The organism is Aquificaceae bacterium, from assembly GCA_037722135.1.
In the GTDB taxonomy this organism is placed as follows: domain Bacteria; phylum Aquificota; class Aquificia; order Aquificales; family Aquificaceae; genus Pampinifervens; species Pampinifervens sericum.
This window is the reverse complement of record JBBKAW010000060.1, coordinates 1-21,874: the sequence shown is the minus strand read 5'-3', so window position 1 is coordinate 21,874 and position 21,874 is coordinate 1. Positions and strand designations below refer to the sequence as shown.

The following is a 21,874-nucleotide window of genomic DNA, read 5'->3' as shown; positions in this document are numbered from 1 at the left end:
GGTACTTTTATGCCTTATACTTTAAATTATACGCAAGGGGTGTAATATGAAAGATGTTATCTTCAACACTCCAGACCACAAGGTGGTCCTCTTTGAAGAGCTGACCCCTGCTTCTGCAGTGCAGGCAAACCAAGTGCTTATCATCCACAAGGACGAAGGTATGCTCCTTGACCCTGGAGGTCATAAGGTTTTCTCAAAGCTGTTGTCAGATATCACTTTTTATACATCACAAAACAAGATCCAAATAAAGTATATATTCCTCTCTCACCAAGACCCAGACGTAGTAGCCTCTATAAACGGCTGGCTCATGACTACAAACGCAGTCACTTACATTTCCAAACTATGGATGAGGTTCTTGCCACACTTTGGGTTGGACTCTCAGCTTGAAGATAGGGTCTTTCCCATAGACGATGGTGGAACAGTGTTAACTCTTGGTGGAGACTGCAAGCTCTACATCCTACCAGCACACTTTATGCATTCTCCGGGCAACTTTCAGGTATACGACCCATGCTCTAAAATACTTTTTTCCGGAGACCTTGGGGCATCTCTTGGTCAGGACTACTTTGTGGTGGAGGACTTTGATAAGCACATAAAGTATATGGAAGGCTTCCACAGGAGATATATGGCAAGCAACAAGATACTACGTTTCTGGGCAAATATGGTGCGTCAGCTTGACATTGAGATGATAGTGCCACAGCATGGGGCTATATTAAAAGGCAAAGACATGGTAAACCGTTTTATAGAGTGGGTGGAAAATCTTGAGGTGGGCATAGACCTCTTGACGCAAGAAAGATACAAAGTGCCCACTGGCTAAAAAATTTCAAAGTTTCTTGAGTTTTTGTGCTGGTATGGACTTACTTTTATAGTTCAAGGTTTTAAAGGCTTGCAATAAAAGGCATATAGCTTTATAACCTATAGATGGTCATGAGGGACTTTGTTCATTTGCATCTTCATACACAGTATTCTCTTTTGGATGGTGCTATAAAGATAAAGGACTTGGTAAGTAGAGCACAGGAGCTGGGTTATAAGGCAGTTGCTATAACAGACCATGGAAACCTCTTTGGCATTTTGGACTTTTACAAAAGCATGAAGTCTGTGGGCATAAAGCCTTTGATAGGTATGGAAGCTTACTTTACCACCGGCTCTCGTTTTGACAGAAAGGGTAAGGGTTCAGAGGATAACATAACAGACCGCTACAACCACCACCTTATACTTATTGCAAAGGATGACAAGGGTCTTAAAAACCTTATGAAGCTCTCTACCCTTTCTTATAAGGAAGGCTTTTATTACAAGCCGAGAATAGACTACGAGCTTCTCAGTCAATATAACGAAGGGCTCATAGCCATAACCGCATGTTTGAAGGGAGTTCCCACATACTACGCAAGCATTGGTGAAAGAGAAAAAGCTCAAGAGTGGGTCAAAAAGTTCCTTGACCTCTTTGGTGAAGACCTATACCTTGAGCTTCAATCTAACTCTTTGCCAGAGCAGGAAACTGCCAACAGAACCCTAATAGAAATAGCTAAAAAGCTTGGTGTAAAGCTAATTGCCACTAATGACTCACACTACCTTATGCCAGAAGACAAGCTTGCTCATCAGGTGCTTATGGCAATACAAATGAAAAAGACTCTTACAGAGATTCAGCAGGGTAATGGTTTTAAATGTGCCAACGAGGGGCTTCATTTTGCCAGTCCAGAAGAGGTTTGGGAAAAGTTTCGTGGAAAGTTTGAAGGGTGGGAAACCGCACTTTTAAACACCCTTGAGGTGGCAGAAAAGACCGCAGATAGCTTTCAACTTTTGGAAGGTGGTTCATACCTTATGCCACATTTTCCCACAGAGGGAGTGCCTCTTGGAGATTTTCTCAAAGAGCTTGCCATAAAGGGTCTAAGACAGAGAATTTCGCAGGGTCTGGCAAAGGATAGTAAAGAATACTGGGATAGGCTTGAATATGAACTTGATGTGGTTTCTCGTATGGGTTTTGAAGGATATTTCCTTATAGTCCAAGACTTTATAAACTGGGCAAAGTCTCAAGGCATACCTGTGGGTCCTGGTAGAGGCTCTGCGGCAGGTTCTCTCCTTGCCTTTGCCTTAGGCATAACGGACGTAGACCCCATAAGGCACGGGCTTTTGTTTGAGAGGTTTCTAAACCCCGAGAGGGTCTCTATGCCAGATATTGACGTGGACTTTTGCATGGAAAACAGGGACAGGGTCATAGAGTATGTGAAAAACAAGTATGGCTCTGAAAACGTGGCACAGATAATCACCTACAACGTAATGAAGGCAAAACAAACCCTTAGGGACACCGCTCGCGCCCTTGGCATACCCTATCAGACCGCAGACACCTTAGCCAAACTTATACCACAGGGTGATGTGCAAGGCACATGGCTTTCTTTGGAAGAGATGTTTTTAACTCCCATAGAGGAACTGCTTGAAAAGTATGGAAAGCATAGGACGGATATAGAGGAAAATGTTACAAAATTTAGGAGGCTCTGCGAGGAGAATCCAGAACTAAAAAGCCTTGTGGAGATAGCCCTTAAGCTTGAGGGTCTTACAAGGCATACTTCCTTGCATGCAGCGGGTGTGGTGATAGCACCCAAGCCCCTTGAGGAGCTCCTGCCCCTTTACTACGACAAAGATGGTGCTGTTGCAACCCAGTTTGATATGGTAAAGTTGGAAGAGATAGGTCTTATAAAGATGGACTTCTTGGGTCTCAAGACCCTAACAGAACTTCATAAAGCAAGGGAGTTAATAAGAGAAAGACATGGCGTGGATATAGACTATCTGAGCCTACCCCTTGATGACCCAGCGGTCTTTGAGCTTTTGAGAGAAGGAAACACTACGGGAGTCTTTCAGTTAGAAAGCAGTGGCATGAAGAACCTACTCAGAAGGCTTGCACCAGACAGCTTTGATGACATAGTGGCGGTGCTTGCCCTTTATAGACCTGGACCTCTAAAAAGCGGTCTTGTAGACAGTTATATAAATAGAAAGCATGGAAAAGAAGCAATAGAGTATCCTTTCCCAGAGCTTGAGCCAGTCCTAAAAGAAACCTACGGTGTGTGGGTTTATCAAGAGCAGATAATGAAAGCGTCACAGATACTTGCAGGGTTTACACCAGGTGAAGCGGACACTCTTAGAAAAGCCATAGGCAAGAAAAAGGCAGACCTAATGGCTCAGATGAAGGAAAAGTTCATAAAGGGTGCAGTGGAAAGAGGATACGATGAAGGAAAGATAACTCAGCTATGGGAAGACATAGAGAAGTTTGCCAGCTATTCCTTTAATAAATCTCACTCTGTGGCTTATGGATATCTCTCTTACTGGACCGCCTTTTTGAAAGCACACTATCCGGAAGAGTTTTTCTGCGTAAAGCTGTCCACCGAAAAGAACGACAAGAAGTTTATAAATCTCCTAAAGGATGCAAAAAACGAAGGCTTTAGGATATTGCCACCAGATATAAACAAGAGCGGTGTAGACTTTGTGATAGAAGGTGAAAAGACCATAAGGTTTGGTCTTGCGAGGATAAAGGGTGTGGGCGAAGATACCGCAAGACTAATAGTAGAAAGTAGAAAAAGAGCATGGACTTCTCTTGGAGACTTTGTAAGAACGGTGGATAGCAAGAAGGTAAACAAAAAGACCCTTGAAGCTCTCATAAAGGCAGGAGCTTTTGACTCCCTTGGAGAAAAGAGAGGAGAACTGCTCCAAAGATTGGAGGGAGGCTCTGTATTGCTTGGTAGAGGTCTTTTTGCCACAAGGGAGGAGAAAAGGGAAGAGGACTACTCTAAGTATGAAAAGGAAGTGCTTGGCTTTTATGTATCCTCTCACCCTCTTGACCCCTATGAAAATCTCCTCAAAAACAAGGTATCTAACCTTGAAATTCTTGAAGAGGTAGAAGAAGGAATATACACCTTTGCGGGTGTTATAACAGACCTCAAGGTCAAAAAGACTCAAAAGGGCAACCAAGTTGCTGTGTTTAACCTTGTAGACAAGACGGGCATAGCACAGGTCTTTGTCTTCCCAGAAACTTATTCACAGAATAGTGAGAAGATAAAAGAGGACAAGGTAATAGTGGGTAAGTTTGAAGTGGATATAGACCAAGAAACAGAGGAGATAAAACTTCTTCTGAGAGAAGTATACACGCCAGAGGAATTCCTAAAGAGCGAAGACACGAAAATAAGGCTGGTCTTTCTCAGAGAGCTACAAGAGGAGGCACTGCTAAGGCTAAGAGAGCTTATAAGAGAATGTGAAGACCCAGAGGGCAAAGAACTTATCCTTGAACTAAGGATAAACGGTTATAGAACCATACTCCACGCAGACCCAAGAATAAAGGTGGGAGCAAACATCGTAAAACTAAGGGAAAAACTAAGGGAGATGGGAATAAACTTAGAAATCTCCTAATATTGGAAAGATAGGATACTCTTTTATATCTCCACCGGCTTCTAAAATTTGTAAGTGTTTGCTCACATGCTCAAGGAGATAGGCTATGTCTATACCTCTAAAGCTCTCCCTACAAGGTTGAAGCTGGTGGTAAACCATCTTTAGCACATATATAATGGTTGTAAACGATGGCAAGCCTTATTAGCCCTTGGTAGCAGTTTCGTGAAAACTTATCTTCTTTTGGGAAAAGCCTCCATATATCCTCAAGCACTTCGTGAGCGGAGTAAAAATCTCCTTCGTCCCATAGGCTTTTTACTTTCTTCAAAAGCTCACTCTCGCTCAAGTTTTCAGCCCTATAGCAAAGCCCACTGCAAAACTGCCAGCAAAAGCCAGTTTTCTTATAAGTCCATGCACAAAGGTAGTAAAGCCTTCAAACATACCCTTAAACAATGCAAATAACTGCTCCCATTCAACTGTGATAATACCTTTGCTGGCAAGCCACATGAGAGACAAAATATAAAGACCAAGCAGGAGGAGAAAGAAGTTAAGAACTCTCTTTATTGCAAAGCCCACCACAAAGCCTGCAAAACCCGCATAACCTATATCAAAAATAAGCTCACTCCAATTCATTGATACCTAAAAACGCTTGGGTTTAGCACATCTGGATAGTTGGTGGTCATTTCATAGTCAAAGAGCTGTTTTCTTATTCTTTGAAGGTCTGACCTGTTTGGCTTGAAGGGATAGCTCTTTATGTCGCTCACAGAGCTGTCTCCAAAGGGTCTGTTGCAAGCAACCTCTGTGGTCTTGCCTCTGCAACCTGAGGTCATAAAGGGTCTTCCGCTCCAAAAGAGCTCCTCAAAGGTGTCCTTGTCTATGCCAAAGTCTATCACCTGACCCTTTTCGTTAAACTTCATATCTTCATAGCGAGCTATCTGATTGTCTATGAGATATCTGGCAAACTGCACTCTTCTGTATTGAGGTGCAGGGCAGGGTTTTTCCTTTTCCATCATGGACCCTTCCTCTGGCCAGAAGGAAAAGAGGTGCGTCCTTGCTCCAAGGTCTCTCACTTTCTGTATGGTTTCTATCATCTCCTGCTCAGTTTCACCAAGACCCACTACAAGATGACATCCTACGTATCCATCTCCCATAACATCACATGCCCATTCAAGGACTTTCCAGAAGGTTTCCCATCTGTGAGGGCTGTTCATAGGTCTTCCACGAAGTTTTTCAAAGACCTCTGGAGTCCCGCAGTCTATAGCAACGGTGACCGTGTCCGCACCAAGTTTTTTGTAGTCTTCTATGTCTTCGTAGGTAGTTCCTGTTGCGTTTATAAGCAAAGAGACAAAAATCTGGTCTCCCAGCTCAGAAAGCACCCTTTTGAGCACATACTTTGTATCCCTTATAGCTCTTGGATGGGTTATCTGGGCTATGCAGAGCCTTTCCACATGTCCTACCTTTTTAGTCCTTTCTATTATATCGTCAAGCTTTACTGTAGGCCACTCAACCCTTATAAAGTTCTTCTTTGAATATTCCATCTCCCTTGCCTTTTGAAGACCACAGTAAGCACAAGTGGCATGACAACCAGAAGGGTACGTAAGAAGTGTGTTTATACAGCTTAGCCTTGTATTTCTATAAAACTGACCAGGCACTATGCCAAGAGTCATAGCCGCAGCCATGCTTATCTGAAGGTATTCTGGACTTTCTTTTTGTTCTGTAAGCCTCTCTAAAACAAACCTGTCCATCCTCACACCTCCAAAGAGTTATTATAAACCTTCCCACGAAGCCACTTATAACAATTTCTTATAGTCTTATAAGCTCATCTTTTCCTTCTTCTCTCCAACACAATCCTTGAAACTTCCGCTGCCTTCTGAGGGTCCATAGCTTCCAATATTGCAGCCGCTTGTCTTTCCCTTAGGTTTAGTAAAATTTCCGCAGCGAGGCTTGGTTCAAGGTTGTTTGCATCTCCTTTTTCTACCTTCAAAAGCTCCAATTGACGAATTCTTTCCGTTAGCTCTTTCTTTTTTGCCATGAGGGCTTTGTATCGGATAAGAAGACTATGGGAAAAGGCAAGCTTTAGCTCCTCATTTACGCTTTCCGCTTGAAGGTCTATGTGCTTTACTTCTTCCTTTAGTGCCTTAATTTGCATATCCACCTCTTTTAGCTCCCTTGCCCTTGAATCTTTTACAAACTCCTTAAGTCTTATTATTTTCCTTAGTGGCATGCTAAAATTATAAATTGGATGGAAAGGAAATGTTCTGTCGTGTAAAAAGCGGTGGGGTTCTGGGGATAGAGGGTTTCGAAGTGGATGTAGAGGTAGATATTGCCAACGGATTACCACAGTTTTCTATCGTAGGTCTTGGAGACAAAGCCATAAACGAAGCACGGGAAAGGGTAAGGTCTGCCCTCAAAAACATCGGCTTTCAACTACCCGTAAAAAGGATAACCGTAAACCTTTCGCCCTCACACCTCAAAAAACAGGGAACACACTATGACCTGCCTATAGCTTTGGGTATCCTTAAGCTCTCAACAGGTATAGATTTTCCCGAAGATTATGTGGTTCTCGGTGAGCTGTCTCTTGATGGCAAGATAAACCCAGTTAAGGGAGTCTTGCCTATAGTCCTATCCCTAAAAGCTCTTGGCTACAAAAAGTTTATTGTTCCAGAAGGCAACGCAAGGGAAGCTGGGCTCGTCAAAGATGTAGAAGTTTATGGTTTTGAAAATCTAAGGGATGTGTTGGATTTTTTCAGTGGGAGTCTTTCAAAAAAGCCAGTGGAGGTGAACTTAGAGGAGGTCTTTGAACAAAACCTTTCCTTTGATGTGGACTTTAGCGAGGTTTATGGTCAGTATCAGGCAAAAAGGGCTATGGAAATATCCGCAGCAGGCTTTCATCATATCCTGTTAGTGGGTCCGCCAGGTGCTGGCAAAAGTATGCTTGCCAGAAGACTCATTACCATTATGCCACCCTTGACCTTTGAGGAAGCGGTAGAAATAACACGCATATACAGTGTTGCTGGTCTTTTGGATGGGCAAAAGCCACTCATTACTAAAAGACCTTTTAGAAACCCTCTAACAAACGCCTCAGATTCCGCTCTTGTGGGTGGTGGCACAGTGCCACAACCCGGTGAGATATCCTTAGCACACAGGGGAGTGCTCTTTCTTGACGAGTTTCCCGAGTTTAGTAGAAAAGCTATAGAAGCTCTACGACAACCCTTAGAGGACGGAAAAGTCACCGTGTCAAGGGTTGGAGGCAGGATAACCTTTCCTGCGGAGTTTTTGCTGGTAGTGGCTATGAACCCTTGTGCCTGTGGCAACTACGGAAATCCATACAAAGCCTGCGTATGCACTCCCATGCAGTTAAAAGCATATCAGTCAAGGATATCTGGTCCCATAATGGATAGGATAGACCTAAAGGTTTGGGTATATCCAGTGGAAAAAGAAGACCTGCTAAAGATGTCCTCAGGCGAAAGCTCAGCACAGATTAGACAAAGGGTTATGAGAGCTGTTGAAATTCAAAGGGAGCGTTTTAAAAACAGTCCAACAAAATACAATTCACGCATGACAAACGATGAGGTAAAGAAATACTGCGAAATGACCCAAGAAGCCAAATCTATGCTCCAAAGTGCCATAGATAGACTAAACCTCACTGGCAGAGGCTACATTAAAACACTAAAGGTGGCAAGAACTATAGCAGACCTTGAAGGAGAGGAAAAAATAGCCAGCCATCACATAGCGGAAGCCCTACAGTATAGGATAAACGAAAAAGCACCTACTTTATGATATAAATCATAAAAGAATTTCACACCCTATTTCTAAGTATGGCTTTTTCCTTAACTTTTTTAGCCCGAATTTCACAGGGAATTTCACATCCTAAGGCGGAATTTCACATCTGATACAAATCATATTTCTAAGTATGACTTTTTCCGTATGTTTTTAGAGGCGAATTTCACAGGTTTTTCGGTTTTTCACAGGAAAATTTCACACCCTGTGAAATTCTTTAGGGGATGTTTCTAAATATGGCTTTTTCCAAGATTTTCTAACCTACACAAAAACGGAAAAATTACGGAAAAGTCCATACTTAGAATGCGGACCTGTGAAATTGTGAAATTCGTCTGAAGTGCTTGATTCTCAAGGGTTTGCTATAACCGTGAAATCAAGGAATATCAAGCATTTGAAAGGGGATGTGAAATTCTGTTTCCGCAAGTGCTTGATTCTCAAGGTTTTCCCTAAGGGGGTGTGAAATTCGCAGGGGTCTATTATTATTATTAAGAAAAAAGAAAATAAAAGAAAATACATAAGAAGAAGAATAGGAATTTCACATCCAAGCCCGTCAGTAAAAACCTGCTTGACTTGTCAAATAGACGGGAAAAGCCTACCGCTTATCTCAGCGGGTTTCTAAAAACAAAAGGTGAAAAGAAACGTTATGAGGTGTTTCCATTAGCCACTTCTACCTGAAGGAGCCTTTCATATCCTAAGTCCTTGAGAAGTTGATAGTCCTTTTTTATGTCCCTTCCTGCTCTTGTGAGATAGCCACCCACCATCATGGCGTTAGTCATAAGAACAGCCATGCCGTGAAAGTCTCTCAAGTTTTGCTCTCTTCCTCCACAAAGTCTTAGCTCCGCCTTTGGATTTGTGAACCTAAACATGGCTATTATTTTTAGAGCTTCAAGTGGGCTCACGCCCGGAGCAGTTTCCATAGGCGTTCCTTCTATAGGCATAAGGAAGTTAAGCGGTATAGAGTCCACCCCCAACTCTCTGTATGTGAGTGCAAGGTCAACTCTATCTTCGTCGGACTCTCCCATGCCAAAAATTCCACCACAGCAAGCGGAAAGCCCCACGGACTTAATCCTTTTTATGGTCTCATACCTTTCTCTCCATGTATGTGTGCTTACTATCTTAGGGAAAAAGTTCTCCGATGCCTCAAGGTTATGGTTTACTCTTCTAACTCCTGCGGATTTTAACTTCTTGAGGGATTCCTCATCAAGAGTTCCAGCAGAGACGCAAACATTTATGGGAAGCCCTTCCTTCCTAATCTCTTCTACACCTTCACATATTCTTTCCACCTCTTCCTTAGTTGCGGATTTGCCACTAAGGACAATACAGTATCTATTTGCACCAAACTCCACACCTCTATATGCACCCTCTAAGATTTCCTCCTTAGGCACAAGGTTGTATATGTTTATGGGCGTTTTGTAAAACTTGGACTGGGCACAGAACTTGCAATCTTCTGAACAGGCACCACTTTTTGCGTTTATTATAGAGCAGAACTCTACTTTGTCTGGTGGATGAAAGTGATTTTTTACCTTCTGTGCCAGATAGACCATAAGGGCAATGTATTGGTCGGGTATTTGCAAAAGTTTTAGTGCGGTTTCCTTATCTATGGGCTCATAGGCTATAGCCTTTTCTGAAACTTCAAAAAGAAAGCTTTCCACTCTGTCCATGCAAGCCTCCTTGCTAAGGTATTAGTCTACTAAATATATATCTCTTGTGTAAGCTTGCCTTGATAGTTTAGCCTATCAAGAATAGCTTTTCCTCTCAGGGATTTGGCGTTGATTTTTATAATATCCTCTGTAACTTCAATCTTTTCTGGAGGCTTGCCATCTTCAAGCACCACTATATTCTTGTATGATAAATCTTCCTTGTTGTAAACTTTCATAGTGGTTAATCTAAACATTATCCTCACATTTTGTATGATGGGTTCGTGTGATGAGAGTCAGGTTTAGAGTAGTGGTCTACAGCAAGGAAGGTAAAAAACTTAGCAAAGAAGACTTTATAGCCTTTCGTGAACCTCTCTATATAGGCATAAGGTATGTGGTAGAGTTTAAATATCTTGAGGCAACCAAGTGGCTAATGCTTGCAAAGGACTGTCAAGAGAAGTATCTGCTTTTGGCATTGCTTAACTTTGCTCTTGGTCAAGACACGCAGGCTCATGAGTTTTTGCAAGAGGCATTAAAGCATGAAAGGGCTACTGATTATCTTTTTGTGATAGAAAAGCCAGAAGAGGGTCTAAAGGTGGCTATTGAAAGGATAGAAGCCTCCTTGCCTGATTTTCTATTATCCTTGTAAAGGCGGTAGGAAGCTCGCTTATGCTCCTTATCTTTATGGCACTTTTCTCAAAGTAATAGTCTGTGTAATTTCTTTCTGTGCCAACTCCTATGCCTATGATTGGTATTCTTGCCTTTATCTGTGCTATAAGGCTTTTTAGCTCTTGACCTTTTAGACCTCTTGTGGGTTCTCCATCAGAGAAAACTACAATACATCCCCTAATGTGATTTTTCAAGCAGAAGGTCTGAAGGTCTTCATAAGAATATATAAGGGCTTTTTCAAGGTTTGTCCCACCGCCCAGCAGGTTAAAAAGCTCTATTATTTTCCACTTTACACTTTTGTAGTCCTCTGAAAACGCCTTTAGTCTAAAAACCCTGTCTGAAAACACATCTATGGAGAAGGACATTTTAAGGCTTTCTATAACCTCCGAAAAGAGCAAAAGAGCCTTTATGGCGTTTTGTATTTTGTCCTCTCTTTTCATAGAAGTGGAAATATCTATGAGGAGCTTAAAGGCTAACTCTTTTCTTACTGGTATATGCCTTCTCATGTATATTCTTCCTCTTCCAAGAGGAGCTTCCACGCTTAGGCTTTTAGTATCAATCCTTCTACCATAGAAGTGCTTTCCGGTCCAACCTTCCTCTTCTTGTGGCATGAGTTTGACCAGTTTTCTCTTTAAAGCGTCTATGTGTGGCAAGATATCAGAGAGCATTCTTTTGTAGACCATAAAGTCTTCCTTTCCAAGACCGTAAGCCTTCTCATACAGTCTGTCCTCTTCTGTTTTTTCCCTTTTGCTTCTTCCAAAGCCAGACTGAGAAGAAGAAGAAGACTGCTCTTCCCATCCCTTTATAATAAAGCTCAAAAAGCCTCTGTGTTCTATATCAACCTCAAGGGTTTTTGGTAAAAAGTGTCTTATAAACTCCACATCCCTCTCTATCAAGTTTATGTAAGACATCTGCTTTAGGTAGTCTCGCATCCACTCTGGGACTGCCTTTAGACTTTTGAGTATTTCTTTTCTATCCGTTTCTGATATATCCACTGCCCTTTTGTCCTTGTTTTGCACTATTATCTCTTGAAGATGTTCTGGTAGTTTCTTTAGAAGGTCTGTCATTATCCTGCCTCTGTGAGCATCAACTCTGGTCCTTCCTCTTGCCTCTTCCAAAAGCAGGTCAACATAGTTTATGTCTTGTGCCTTTTCTATGTGGCTCATGTATCTTCCAAAAAGGTTCTCCATAATTATGTCATAGGCATCCCTGCTTTTTGCATTTAGATACTCTTGAAGGAATTTCTGTATATCTTTTTGATAGTTCCCTTCACCAAGCCAGTTTTCCAGAAGAGAAAGAGCAAAAAGGTGATGTGGATAGTAGGTTTCTAAGTTATTCAATATGTTTTTGTAATGCTTTTTTACAGTTTGCAAGCTATCTGGATGGCTTTTTATAAGCCTTTCGTCTGTTTTTATAGACTCCAAAACCGCATAAAGCACTAAAAAGGACGTAGGCGTAAAGCCAAATTTATAGAATTCCCTTTGACCAAGCCTCCAAAGGTAAAGGTCGGTGCTAAAAAGATACTCTATCTCATGCCTTATGATATTTATGGCTTCCTCTTCTGGTTTGTTAGAGACTTCCTGAAGATAGAAGGCAATGCCAGAGGGTCGCTTTACTGCTTCTGGCACATCCTCTATTTCCCCCTTTGCCCACATTTCGGTGAGAGGTAGAAACTTAGGGTCATAGCCAGCCCCCCAGCCCTCGTAGCTTGCTTGAACCTCTATATCATATTCGTCAGATAGGAGCTTCTCTATTACCTTCCAACGCTCTTTCACTTTTCGCCTATTACCATTATGGCACCGGGTCTCTTTATACGCGGTGCTATAACTTCCATAACCCTAAAGTGGTGCACCATGTTGGTAGATTCCACGTAGGCAAGGCTAAAGTCAAGCCCAAGGACAAGGTCCATATTCTGCGGTCCTACAGACAGGAGAATAGCCTTTCCTTCTGGGACTATAGGTGTATGGTAGACATCGGAAACCAGCTTTTTAATCTGTTCAATCTCAAGAAGTCCTGTGTTGTGATAGAGCCTGTTGAGCTTAAAGTAGTCCTTTGGGTTTAGGAGGAGATAGTATGGTCCATAAAAGCCCTTTTCTGAGAGCTTTGATATACCCAGAGCTACATCGTTAAAGGCGTTGCCAAGCACATCCCAATCGCTCATGGACATGCTCTGCCTTCCTTCCACGGTAAGAAAGCCCTCTATTTCCATTTTTGGATTGCCGTGAATTATGAGGGTATCTTCCGCCACTGCAGTGGCAAAGGCTGCAGCAGATGCCTGAGAGGTATCAATTGGCAAGTTAAATTGTCTAAAGTATTCAAGGTCTCTCCAAGTTATGGAGAAAGGCTTGAATATGGTGGGAAGGGTTATGTATTTTCTCCTTCCTGTTCTCACAGGCTCGCAGGCTTCGCTCTCTTCTCCCGGTCTTACTTCACATACTCCCGGTTCTATTCCAAGGTAAACATCGTAGGCTATTACCTGATGCCCGACACCTATGGGTCCTATAATTGGCATAAACCTTCTGCATACAAGGGTCTTTTTAGCCACATCAATAACCGCATTTTCTAATTGCTCCCATTCTTCAAAGGTAAGTGGTGATTGGTCTCTTCCTAAAAAGTCCATTTAACCACCTCCTAACTTAAATTATACGCCAATATTCTTCAAAGGCTATCCATGTTTTTGGAATTATTTCCTTTAGGTTATCCCATCTTTTCATGTGTTTTTTCCTCTTTTCTGATGCCCTCCAGAGGGTGCTCCCAAAGACCTCTTGAGCTTCCTCTTCAAACTCTTCTGGAGAATCCTCACATAATGCTTTACCTGCCATATCCCCCGATATGACCGCGTTGGCTATTCCACCGCCAGTTATGGGATGACAAAAGCCACCCGCATCCCCCACAAGCAGAACCCTCTTTCTTACCAAAGGCAGTAGCCCATCCGCAGGTATCCATCCACCCGTTCTTTTTATTACTTGCTCCTCTACTACACCCTCTGCAACAACCTCTTCTACGAACCTTTTGAGGCTTTCCATCACATTAACTCCATAATCTGGGTCAACCCCCACTCCCACGTTGGCGAGCCTTCCCTTTGGAAAGACCCAGCCGTATCCTCCAGGGATGTAGTCTCTAAAGTATATAAGAAGGTCTTCAAGCTCCTTTGTCAGTTTCATTGTTATTTGTGCAGTGGTGAGGAATGTCTGGGTTTTTTCACCAGTGAGCCTTGCCACCTTTGACCTTGGTCCGTCCGCACCCACTACAAAGTCCGCCTTTACTGGAAACTTTTTTCTTGTATCAATCTCTTCAAGCCATGCAAAACCATCTTCAAAACCCAAAAATTGTGTTCTAAGCATATAGACCGCACCCTGCTCCTGTGCCAGCTTGGCTATCTGAGCGTCAAAGACCTCTCTGTTTAATACAAAGCCCTCCGACCACATACTTACCACCTCTCCCCAAGGTGTAAAATGAACCATATTCTTTACCCTCTGAGCTATAGCCTCCTGTGGAAAGAACTCCTTAAACTGGTGGTATAGTTGAATAGGGACAAACTCTGCGCATTGCACAGGCTTTCCTATGCTTCTTTTTATGTCAACCACCAAAACCCTTTTACCAGCCTTTGCAAGCCTATAGGCACAGGAAGAACCTGCAGGACCTCCTCCAACTATTAGGACATCAAACTTTTTCATGCCCTTTATTGAAAACACTTGAAGGCTTAAAGCCTATACTATACCTTTCCTCCACATACATCTCTATGCCAGTCTTAGGGTTCTTTATAAACCTTCCACTCAGCCTCCTTATCTTAAAAACACCAAAGCCTCTCAGCTCAAGCCTACCATTTTCAAGAACAAGGCTAACTATTTCCTCAAAAAAACTGTCCACGAAAAGCTTAGCCTCCCTCTTGTCTAAGTTAAATTCCTTCCTAAGGCTTTCTATTAGGTCTGTTTTTTTCATCCTTTTCCTCCACATAGAAGGTTCTTACCCGTGAATTTTTACTGACCGCAACCGCCCTATCTTCTTTTCTGTAGTAAACTATCTCGTCCGCTTCAACGAAATTCTGTCCTTCCTCTACTCTTGCTTTTCCTATAAGGGTTATAACCTCGTTCTGCAGGTCGTAGACCATTTTGTTAGCAGAAGCTCTTCTGTTTCCCTCCCTATATCTTGCATTTCCTTCTGCTTCCACCATCCTTGCCCTTTTATTTTCGTCTAAGTGTATAACCACTCTGTTTGCAGTGAGAAGTGCATTACCCCTTGTAATCCTTACGTTTCCCGAGTATATTACCCTATCCCTTTCGTAGGTTAAACTGTCCGCTTCGCCTACTATGGGTTGTGCAAACATAAGCGTAGGTATTAAGAGCAAAAGAATTACAACCTTTCTCATTTTATGTCCGTCCTCGCTCTATTAATTATAACTTTTAGAGGCTTTAGGGTTATCTCAAAGCCCTTACCCCTTATAAGGTTATCTCCTTGCAATATCTGTATATCTCCCTCTCCCCATATTTTACCCTCCTTTAGGTTTATGTATGCGCTTTGTGTCTTTGCGGTAATGTCTTCAGACTTAACCTCCACCCCTTCTGTGAGCATTCCTTCTCCTGTAGACCTGTCTATATAAGCCTGAACAGCCTTTATGTTAGCCTCCGTTGAAAAGAGCTCTGCCTCGTAGAGCTTAACATCCTTGCCAACCACCTCAAGGCTCTTACCCCTTATAGTCCACTCAATACCAGTCCTACTATAGGCTTTTATAGTTACTCCCTCAAGGAGGTTTATCATCTCTTCTTGTCCATCGCTCATTGCAAAGCTATTTACATACGTCTTAAGAGTGGAAGCAAGAAGGATTATCAGTAAACTAAAGACTAAACTCCTAAGCATAGTATTGGCTTATTACCTCTTCCCATTGTCCTCTTAGCTTTAAGATAAACTCTATGGCATCCCTTACCGCTCCATGCCCACCCTTTGCCTTCGTTATATACAGAGCATGTTTTTTTATCTCCTCTGGTGCGTCCAAAACCGCCATAGGAAAGCCCACCCTTCTCAGAATTGGAAGGTCCACATAGTCATCGCCGATGAAAGCTATCTCCTCCAAGCTAAGGGAAAATCTTCTCATAATATCTTCAAGAACGGGAAGCTTCTGGTTATAACCCAAATGCACCTCATCCACCTCCAGTTCCCTTAGCCTCCTTATAAGTGCCTCGCTGTTTCTTCCAGATATTACACCTATCCTTATGCCAGCCCTTTGAGCCAGCTTTATACCAAGCCCGTCCCTAACATTGAAGACCTTTATCTCCTCACCCCTTGAGGTGTAGTAGAGCCTTCCGTCTGTGAGCACACCGTCCACGTCAAGTAGAAGCAGTTTTATCTTTAAAGCTCTATCCCTTAATTCCATCCTATGCTTGAACGTAGCTCTCTTTCAACTTCTTTATCCTCCAAAGAGCTTTGCTGTCTTCTGGTGTGATGAGGCTGTAGGCTTTTCCATAAGTGCCTATCCTTCCAGTCCTTCCTATGCGGTGTATGTATACCTCTGGGTCTTCTGGGATATGGTAATTTATCACAAGGCTTACACCCTTTATGTCAAGCCCTCTTGAAGCTACATCTGTAGCCACTACTATCTTAACCTTGCCATCTCTGAAAAGCCTTAGAGCGTTTTCTCTCTGCCTTTGTGTCATATCTCCATGAAGGGAGACCACATTAAAGCCCTTTCTTTTCAGCTCCTGTGTTATTTCCTTTGCATCCTTTTTGGTCTTTACAAAGACTATAACCTTTTCAAGGACATGTTCCCTCAGTATCTTCTCAAGCTCGGACATCTTTTGTCCAGAGGAGCTCACTTTTATAAGCCTTTCCTCTATCTTTGGCTTTAGCTCCTCAGTTATAACCTTGACAAACTTATAGTCCTTTTTTAGGTGTTTCTTGGCAAGCTCTTCTACCTCTCTTGGTATAGTGGCAGAAAAGAGAAGGCTCTGTCTTTCCTTTGGAAGCTGGGTTATTATCCACTCAATGTCTTCTATAAAGCCCATATCAAGCATTCTATCCGCCTCATCTAAAACGAAGTATTTTAGTCCTTCAAAGTTGAAAAGACCCCTCATGGTAAGGTCCTTTATCCTCCCAGGTGTGCCTACTATGATGTTTGGTGTTATTTTCCACAAAAGCTCAAGGTCCTTCTGGACCGGTGTCCCACCGTAGAAGCTAAAGACCTTTAGCCCTTTATACTTTGAAAGCTGGTATAACTGCTCTTTTACCTGAATAGCGAGCTCTCTTGTAGGTGTCATTATAAGGGCGGTTGTCCCTTCTTCCTTTTCGCTTCCTTCAATGATAGGTATACCAAAGGCGGCGGTTTTTCCTGTTCCTGTTGCAGCCTGACCCATTATGTCGTAGCCCTTAAGAGCTAAGGGTATGGCTTCCTTCTGAATTGGAGTGGGTCTTTCAAAACCCAAGTCCTTGAGTGCCTTACGCAAGGGAATACTAAGCTGTGAAAAATCAAAGTCCATTTTTTCCTCCTTTTTACTTTTTAATTATAAGCGGTGTATAGGAAATTACCACACTTAATCTTAGATTTGGAGGCGTAAAACATAAAGCTCCACGCGAATGAAACACTTGCTGATAGCTTCCTTTTTGACCTAAATGCTTATTTGATTTACAATATTTGTAGCAAGAGAAAAGGAGGATTGGGATGAGAGAGATGTTGCTGGCTACGATTTTTGTCTTGAGTGGCATAGCCTTTTCTTACGAGAATATTATGCCAATAGATAAGTTCGTGAAACTTCTTGAAAAATACGTCTGTGCGGAGAATACAGTGGTAATAGGACAAGGTGGAACTATAAGGTGCATTCAAAAGTATGAGGACAATTTCAATTGTATTCCAGATGGAGATTGCAATTTAAATGAGGAGGCTGACATAAGGTTATTGGACCAAGATCTTCATCACGGTATTGAGGTTGAAAGTATGATAGTTGGCAGTTTTACTCGTCCCGGAGTAAATGAGTTGTTGGTAAGATTTAGAGATTCTCAAGTGCCTCATGCGGGTGGATATGGTTATGTCTTGTTGATGAGCGAGGATAAAGTAATATTTACTGGTATAACTGGAGATAGGGTGGAATTTCTTGGCAAACTGAAAAGTAGAAAGGGCGTAGATTTTGTCCTTGCTAAAAGGGAGACATGCCATATGGGAGGTTGCATTTACGATTTATCTTTATATGACCTTTCTCGCATAGAGCAGAATGATGTAAAATCTCAAGAATTACTTGGAGGGGCTTATCGCACTTCATGGGTAAAGATATCGGCGAGCGATAGACTTGACGAAAAGAGCTTTGGCAATAGAGGAGTTACTGTAGATGTGGACATATATAAGTCTAAAAGCAGAAGCCAACACACAATAGAGTTTAGTTTTGATGGCAACAAGCTCGTGCCAAAGAATAAGAAAGAATACAATACGGTTATAAGTGTTTTGAGAACAATATCCAAAGAATACATGCCTTAGGAAATTGGAAAGTGTTTCGTTAGCTTTCTCATAGAGGTTAGTTTCAAGGATATTTTAGGGACTGCACGGGAGTTGAAGTAGCATATATAATTAACCTTATGGAAAAGGTTAAAGTAAGAGTAAGGGACAAGGAACTTCTTGTAGACAAAGGCACGCCTCTTGGTGAAGTTTTCAAAGCCCTTGGCATAGAGGATGCCATAGGTGGAAAGTTTGGCTCAAAGTTAATAGACCTTCTTACTCCCATAAGAGAGGATATGGAAATAGTTCCTATCCATAAACAAGACCCAGAGAGTCTTGAGATAATGAGGCATACCCTTTCTCATATAATGGCACAGGCTCTAAAAGAGCTCTATGGCTATGAGAAGGTTCATCTTGGTGTGGGTCCTACCACGGAGGAAGGTTTTTATTATGATGTGGAAGTGGAAGGGCATACCATAAGCTCAGAAGACCTTCCAAAGATAGAGGAGAAGATGAGGGAAATAGTTAAGAGAAACTATCCTATTTTTAGAAAGGAGTTAAGCAGGGAGGAGGCAATAAAGCTTTTTTCAGAGTTGGGGGAAAAGTATAAATTGGACTTAATAAACAGAATAGACCCACATGAGACCATATCCGTGTACGGTCAGGATGGTTTTACAGACCTCTGTAGAGGTCCTCATGTGCCTTCTACAGGTATGGTGGGAGAGTTTAAGCTAACCCATGTGGCGGGTGCTTACTGGATGGGAGACTCTTCAAAGCCTATGCTTCAGAGGATATACGGTATAGCCTTCTGGGACAGAAAGGAGCTTGAAGAAAGGCTAAGGTTTTACGAAGAGGCAAAAAGGAGAGACCACAGAAAACTCGGTAGAGAGCTTGAACTCTTTCTTATAGACGAAGAGATAGGTGCAGGGCTTGTTATATGGCTTCCCAAGGGTGCAATCCTAAGAAAGACCCTTGAGGACTACTGGAAGGAAGAGCATATAAAGAGAGGATATCAACTCGTATACACTCCACATGTGGGAAATGCAAAGCTCTGGCAGACAAGCGGGCATTTGGACTACTACAGACCTAACATGTTCTCTCCTATGGAGATAGAGCACGAAGAGTATTTTGTAAAGCCTATGAACTGTCCTTTTCATATAGCGGTCTACAAAAGCAAAGTGCGTAGCTACAAGGAACTGCCTCTTAAACTGGCAGAGCTCGGCACGGTCTACAGATACGAAATGTCAGGCGTCCTTCATGGGCTTATGAGAGTTAGAGGTTTTACGCAGGATGATGCTCACATAATATGCACTCCAGAGCAGGTGGAGGATGTAATACAGGAAACCCTTGAGTTTGCGGTTGAGATGCTAAGGTCTTTTGGTTTTGAAGACTTTAAAGTCTATATATCCACAAAGCCTTCAGATGCTATAGGCTCTCAGGAGCAATGGGAGCTTGCGGAGGGAGCTCTCAAAAAGGCTGTGGAGAAGATAGGACTACCCTACGAGATAGACGAAGGTGGTGGTGCTTTTTATGGACCAAAGATAGACGTGAAAATAAAGGATGCCATAGGCAGGCTTTGGCAATGCTCCACCATCCAGTTTGACTTCAACCTTCCAGAGCGTTTTGACATGGAGTATGTGGGTCCAGATAACAAAAGACACAGACCCTATATGGTCCACAGAGCCATATTTGGTTCAATAGAGAGGTTTGTGGGCGTTTTACTTGAGCATTACGCAGGACTTTTGCCACTTTGGCTTTCTCCTGTGCAGGTAAAGGTCATACCCATATCTCCAGAAAAGCATGGAGACTATGCAAGAGAAGTGGAAGCATATTTGAAGAATAAGGGCATAAGGGTAGAGCTTGACCTAAGAGATGAAAGGCTAAACGCACGCATAAGAGATGCGGAGCTTCAGAAAATTCCCTACGTGGTGGTGGTAGGAGATAAGGAGGTAGAGAGCAGAAGTCTTTCTGTGCGAAGTAAGAAGGAAGGCAATCTCGGCTCTATGACGCTGGAGCAATTTCTGAACATGTTGACTGAAAAAATAAGAAACAAGGAATAATGTTTGGAAGAGTTGCAGTCCATATATGGGAAGAGGATTACGAGTATCTTAGATATGTAAAGAGTTTGCTTTCCAAGCTTAACATAAAGCCTAACTTCCTCTTTGTAGAGGAAGAAAACCTTCTTGGAGACCTTGTGAACTTCTTTTCAAAACCTTCTGAAGAAAGGGAAAAAGCTATAAGAAAACACATAGAGGAGCTGTTTGAGGACTACGAATTTTACACTCTACCAAGCTCTAATAATGCCACCCTTGAGCACCTTCAGGAAAACTATGACCTGATATTCGTAAAATACAAGAAACAGCTCTTTCGTAAGTCTGTGCCAGAATGGATAATATCTGGAACTGACGGCTTGTGGTTGTGGGTTTATAAGGATGGAGCTAATGCAAGTGTAAAGAAGGTGTGCCTTCCTATAGACTTTTCCGATAGGTCTATAAGACAAGTGGAATTTACCCTTAAGTTAAAGGAGTTTATACCCTTTGATTTTGACTTGGTCTATTCCACCAACATAAGTAGGTTAAAGGATAAGCTGGTTATTAGCGATTATGAAAAGCTTCTTGAGGATAAGAAAGAAGAGGCAAGGCATATGTTTACCGACATGTTTGGCGAAAGGGACATGAACCTAATATTTCTGGAGGGAGACCCATACAGGGAGATGGTTAAGTTTATAAACTCATCTCAGTATGACTTGGTAGTTGTGGGAAGAAGGGGTAAGGGTATGAGAGAGAGAATAGGCAGTGTTTCCCTTCATCTTATAAGGAGTTTGAAATGTCCAGTGGTTGTCCTGTAAGTAGGTTTTCAAAAATCTTCCTTGCTCCTTTTTGCCCCCCTGCTAAGAAGGCTTTTAGAATACTCTTTCGCATAGAAGCCTATGGGATTGAGAATATTCCAAAGGAGCCTTGCATAGTGGCAAGCAATCACAGAAGCCACCTTGACCCTCCGGTGCTAAACAGCGTTTTTCCAGAGCCTTTGAGGTTTCTTGCTAAGGAAGAGCTCTTTAGAGTGCCTATTCTTGGAAAACTACTTCCCCATATGGGTGCACTGCCAGTCAAAAGAGGTTCTGGAGACTTGGAGGTGCTTGAGCTTGCCTTAGAGCTTATGCACTTTGGATGTAAAGTTGGCATATTTCCTGAGGGAACAAGGGCAAATCCCGGTGAATTCCTAAGACCCAAGCTCGGCGTAGGCTTACTGGCAATAAAAAGCCAAAGACCAGTGCTCCCTGTATACATAGAAGGGACAGACATAGTTTTTCCAAGAGGTGCCAAGTTTCCAAAGCCAGGACATCCCATTAGGGTTTTTATTGGCAAGAGCAAGGTCTATTATGATGAGGACAATCTTAAAGGCTACAGAAGGGTAGCGGAAGATATAATGGAAAGCATAAAGGAGCTTGCTCGTGCCAAAGATAGTGAGCATAGTAGGATACCATAACTCGGGAAAAACCACGCTTATAGAAGCACTCATACCCCAGCTTAAGGCAAGGGGTCTAAGGGTTGGATACCTCAAGCATGACCCAAAAGCTCATGGCATAACCGATAAGGAAGGAAGCGACACAAACAGGGTTTTCAAAGTGGCGGACAAGGTAGGGCTTTTGTCTCCAGACAGACTAACCCTATGGGAAAGGAGAGAAGATAACCCTTTAAAGGTGGTAGAAGAATACTTCTCAAGCTTTGATGTGGTTCTTTTAGAAGGATGGAAGTCTTTAAAAGGTGTAAAAAAGGTGGTGCTTGGAGAGCTTGATGTTGAAGGTCTGAAAGTGGAAGGTCTCAAGGATTTGCAAAAGGTGATAGATTATATATTGGAGGATTAATATGAGTTTGCTTTTTGTCTTGCTTTTGCTGGTAGCTTCTATTACTCACGCTGATGCCTTCACACAAGAAGACCGTGAAATGCTAAGAAGCACTTACATAAGGGTGGAAAAACTTGAGACTAAAGTGGAAGTGGGTTTTCA

General features: G+C 42.4%; 23 protein-coding genes. 9 read left to right on the top strand and 14 right to left on the bottom strand.

Features of this window, described 5'->3' with window-relative positions; translation table 11 throughout:
* Positions 1 to 46 precede the first annotated feature (46 nt).
* Positions 47 to 814: an MBL fold metallo-hydrolase gene (locus WKI49_04405; GenBank protein MEJ7621737.1), complete on the top strand. Its 768-nt coding sequence runs from the start codon at positions 47 to 49 to the stop codon at positions 812 to 814.
* Positions 815 to 924: 110 nt separating this feature from the next.
* Positions 925 to 4,389 (top strand): DNA polymerase III subunit alpha, encoded by a 3,465-nt coding sequence (gene dnaE, locus WKI49_04400; GenBank protein ID MEJ7621736.1) that lies wholly within the window; start codon positions 925 to 927, stop codon positions 4,387 to 4,389.
* 109 nt (positions 4,390 to 4,498) lie between these two features.
* Here the strand turns inward: dnaE and WKI49_04395 are convergent, their stop codons facing one another.
* The 4 genes from WKI49_04395 to WKI49_04380 all read right to left on the bottom strand — a co-directional run bounded on the left by WKI49_04395 (position 4,499) and on the right by WKI49_04380 (position 6,589).
* Positions 4,499 to 4,711 carry a DUF309 domain-containing protein gene (locus tag WKI49_04395; protein MEJ7621735.1) on the bottom strand — a complete coding sequence of 71 codons (213 nt, stop codon included), beginning with the start codon at positions 4,709 to 4,711 and terminating at the stop codon, positions 4,499 to 4,501.
* Positions 4,708 to 4,998: an FUN14 domain-containing protein gene (locus WKI49_04390; protein MEJ7621734.1), complete on the bottom strand. Its 291-nt coding sequence runs from the start codon at positions 4,996 to 4,998 to the stop codon at positions 4,708 to 4,710. The genes WKI49_04395 and WKI49_04390 overlap by 4 nt, the downstream gene beginning before the upstream one ends.
* Positions 4,995 to 6,110, bottom strand: a complete 1,116-nt coding sequence (locus WKI49_04385; protein MEJ7621733.1) for a radical SAM protein — start codon at positions 6,108 to 6,110, stop codon at positions 4,995 to 4,997. Before WKI49_04385 ends, WKI49_04390 begins: the two co-directional genes overlap by 4 nt.
* 74 nt (positions 6,111 to 6,184) lie before the next feature.
* A complete protein-coding gene (locus WKI49_04380; GenBank protein ID MEJ7621732.1) occupies positions 6,185 to 6,589 on the bottom strand; it encodes a hypothetical protein in 405 nt (134 codons plus the stop codon).
* Positions 6,590 to 6,618: 29 nt separating this feature from the next.
* Here WKI49_04380 and WKI49_04375 point away from each other — a divergent pair, with 29 nt between their 5' ends.
* The gene (locus WKI49_04375; protein ID MEJ7621731.1) at positions 6,619 to 8,145 is read left to right on the top strand and encodes a YifB family Mg chelatase-like AAA ATPase; all 1,527 of its coding nucleotides are present in this window, start codon (positions 6,619 to 6,621) and stop codon (positions 8,143 to 8,145) included.
* A gap of 641 nt (positions 8,146 to 8,786) precedes the next feature.
* On the opposite strand, the gene bioB is transcribed toward WKI49_04375, so the two are convergent.
* Positions 8,787 to 9,806, bottom strand: coding sequence for a biotin synthase BioB (gene bioB / locus WKI49_04370; GenBank protein ID MEJ7621730.1), 1,020 nt, complete (start codon positions 9,804 to 9,806; stop codon positions 8,787 to 8,789).
* Positions 9,807 to 9,835: 29 nt separating this feature from the next.
* Positions 9,836 to 10,021 carry a pantothenate kinase gene (locus tag WKI49_04365; GenBank protein MEJ7621729.1) on the bottom strand — a complete coding sequence of 62 codons (186 nt, stop codon included), beginning with the start codon at positions 10,019 to 10,021 and terminating at the stop codon, positions 9,836 to 9,838.
* 50 nt (positions 10,022 to 10,071) lie between these two features.
* Here WKI49_04365 and WKI49_04360 point away from each other — a divergent pair, with 50 nt between their 5' ends.
* Positions 10,072 to 10,431: a hypothetical protein gene (locus WKI49_04360; protein MEJ7621728.1), complete on the top strand. Its 360-nt coding sequence runs from the start codon at positions 10,072 to 10,074 to the stop codon at positions 10,429 to 10,431.
* Here the strand turns inward: WKI49_04360 and WKI49_04355 are convergent.
* The 8 genes from WKI49_04355 to WKI49_04320 are packed head-to-tail and all read right to left on the bottom strand — an operon-like array spanning position 10,382 to position 16,921.
* Positions 10,382 to 12,226 (bottom strand): vWA domain-containing protein, encoded by a 1,845-nt coding sequence (locus WKI49_04355; protein MEJ7621727.1) that lies wholly within the window; start codon positions 12,224 to 12,226, stop codon positions 10,382 to 10,384. The genes WKI49_04360 and WKI49_04355 overlap by 50 nt on opposite strands.
* Positions 12,223 to 13,071 carry a family 1 encapsulin nanocompartment shell protein gene (locus WKI49_04350; GenBank protein ID MEJ7621726.1) on the bottom strand — a complete coding sequence of 283 codons (849 nt, stop codon included), beginning with the start codon at positions 13,069 to 13,071 and terminating at the stop codon, positions 12,223 to 12,225. Before WKI49_04350 ends, WKI49_04355 begins: the two co-directional genes overlap by 4 nt.
* Positions 13,072 to 13,087: 16 nt before the next feature.
* The gene (locus WKI49_04345; protein ID MEJ7621725.1) at positions 13,088 to 14,128 is read right to left on the bottom strand and encodes an NAD(P)/FAD-dependent oxidoreductase; all 1,041 of its coding nucleotides are present in this window, start codon (positions 14,126 to 14,128) and stop codon (positions 13,088 to 13,090) included.
* Positions 14,115 to 14,393, bottom strand: a complete 279-nt coding sequence (locus WKI49_04340; GenBank protein MEJ7621724.1) for an HU family DNA-binding protein — start codon at positions 14,391 to 14,393, stop codon at positions 14,115 to 14,117. Before WKI49_04340 ends, WKI49_04345 begins: the two co-directional genes overlap by 14 nt.
* Positions 14,362 to 14,820, bottom strand: a complete 459-nt coding sequence (gene lptA, locus WKI49_04335; GenBank protein ID MEJ7621723.1) for a lipopolysaccharide transport periplasmic protein LptA — start codon at positions 14,818 to 14,820, stop codon at positions 14,362 to 14,364. Before lptA ends, WKI49_04340 begins: the two co-directional genes overlap by 32 nt.
* Positions 14,817 to 15,308, bottom strand: coding sequence for a hypothetical protein (locus WKI49_04330; protein MEJ7621722.1), 492 nt, complete (start codon positions 15,306 to 15,308; stop codon positions 14,817 to 14,819). The genes lptA and WKI49_04330 overlap by 4 nt, the downstream gene beginning before the upstream one ends.
* Complete coding sequence (locus tag WKI49_04325) at positions 15,301 to 15,822, bottom strand: HAD-IIIA family hydrolase (GenBank protein ID MEJ7621721.1); 522 nt, start codon at positions 15,820 to 15,822, stop codon at positions 15,301 to 15,303. Before WKI49_04325 ends, WKI49_04330 begins: the two co-directional genes overlap by 8 nt.
* 1 nt (position 15,823) lies before the next feature.
* Entirely contained in the window at positions 15,824 to 16,921 is a 1,098-nt protein-coding gene (locus WKI49_04320; protein ID MEJ7621720.1) for a DEAD/DEAH box helicase, read from the bottom strand.
* Positions 16,922 to 17,103: 182 nt separating this feature from the next.
* Between WKI49_04320 and WKI49_04315 the strand changes: the two genes are divergently transcribed.
* The 5 genes from WKI49_04315 to mobB all read left to right on the top strand — a co-directional run bounded on the left by WKI49_04315 (position 17,104) and on the right by mobB (position 21,733).
* Complete coding sequence (locus WKI49_04315; protein ID MEJ7621719.1) at positions 17,104 to 17,910, top strand: hypothetical protein; 807 nt, start codon at positions 17,104 to 17,106, stop codon at positions 17,908 to 17,910.
* A gap of 98 nt (positions 17,911 to 18,008) precedes the next feature.
* On the top strand, positions 18,009 to 19,928 hold the full coding sequence (gene thrS / locus WKI49_04310) for a threonine--tRNA ligase (GenBank protein ID MEJ7621718.1): 1,920 nt from the start codon (positions 18,009 to 18,011) through the stop codon (positions 19,926 to 19,928).
* On the top strand, positions 19,928 to 20,716 hold the full coding sequence (locus WKI49_04305; GenBank protein ID MEJ7621717.1) for a universal stress protein: 789 nt from the start codon (positions 19,928 to 19,930) through the stop codon (positions 20,714 to 20,716). Before thrS ends, WKI49_04305 begins: the two co-directional genes overlap by 1 nt.
* Positions 20,695 to 21,354, top strand: coding sequence for a lysophospholipid acyltransferase family protein (locus WKI49_04300; GenBank protein ID MEJ7621716.1), 660 nt, complete (start codon positions 20,695 to 20,697; stop codon positions 21,352 to 21,354). The genes WKI49_04305 and WKI49_04300 overlap by 22 nt, the downstream gene beginning before the upstream one ends.
* Positions 21,320 to 21,733 (top strand): molybdopterin-guanine dinucleotide biosynthesis protein B, encoded by a 414-nt coding sequence (gene mobB, locus WKI49_04295; GenBank protein MEJ7621715.1) that lies wholly within the window; start codon positions 21,320 to 21,322, stop codon positions 21,731 to 21,733. Before WKI49_04300 ends, mobB begins: the two co-directional genes overlap by 35 nt.
* Positions 21,734 to 21,874 lie beyond the last annotated feature (141 nt).